We start from the raw sequence: 1,018 nt of genomic DNA on the forward strand, positions 1-1,018 counted from the left end.
CCGCCGCCTGAAACAGTATTTCCAAGAGTTCGCGAAACCAATCTCTTATGCTCTTTTTCAGGTTGTACATTCCACGCTCGACATACATTCCCGACATCGTTACAAGGTCGCCCGGACTCCAGCCCAACTCGTCGAGTTGTCTGTCAAATTCCTCATTGCTGACAAGGTAGGCGGTTTCGGGATTACGCATCATGGCTTCATACTCCAACTTATCTTTTTGTTTGCGGTATTCGTTCATATCAAATGTTTGCGTTTCAAGCATTTGTCCGCAACCTTTGACCACCGGCGACATCACGGAATTGATTGTGCCTAACACAAAGGTGGGGAAGAACATAATGCACAAGCCAATCACAAACGGACGAAGAAGCGGATACACATCAATCGGCTCTGCGCGGGAAAGGGATTGCCAAACCCTGTGCGCCACATAAAACAGCGCACCCAAGCCCGCGATACCCTTTGCCACGCCAGCCATATTACCACACAGGGGCATCATTTCCGTATATAAGTTACGGAGTATCTGGTGCAGATTGTCAAATTCTATTGCTAATAACATCGCAATTCGTAATTTTTAATTCGTAATTCGTAATTGAATATTACCAATAGCGGTCGTTAGCGTTCCCATACAGGGCGACAATGCGGTCGGTTTCTCCTGCTTTTTTTGCCCGCAGATACGAAATGGAAATGTTTTTGCGCGTGTAGTAATCCACCAAGTTCCGATGGCTTTTCAGGCGGTCATAGACATAGTTAATAATGTCCATCCGTTCGTGGTCGGTCATCGAAAGTCCGTTGATATTGACAACATCTTTCATTTCCAAGAGCATATCCGAACTTTCCTGCAACAAAACCGTGTAGCCATTGGAAATGGCGACCAATTCCTCATATCGGAAATTGGGGTCGGAAAGCATCTTTTGGAAGCTGTTTACATAAATGTCGCCGATTTCGCCCACCAGCAAAATGGCATCGCGGACTTTCTTTGCATCCTTTACCAAATCGTGTATGGCTTTGAGTTTGTCGTAAT

2 protein-coding genes are annotated in these 1,018 nt (G+C 45.8%); both read right to left on the reverse strand.

The window, feature by feature from the left end; translation table 11 throughout:
• The coding region (traJ, locus tag ACYPWY_RS16385) for a conjugative transposon protein TraJ (RefSeq protein WP_459686619.1) at window positions 1–553 on the reverse strand (553 nt) is incomplete at its 3' end.
• Window positions 554–593: 40 nt separating this feature from the next.
• Window positions 594–1,018 (reverse strand): DUF4141 domain-containing protein (locus ACYPWY_RS16390; RefSeq protein ID WP_459686620.1); only part of this gene is annotated, 425 nt, incomplete at its 5' end.

This window comes from Viscerimonas tarda (genome assembly GCF_054601255.1).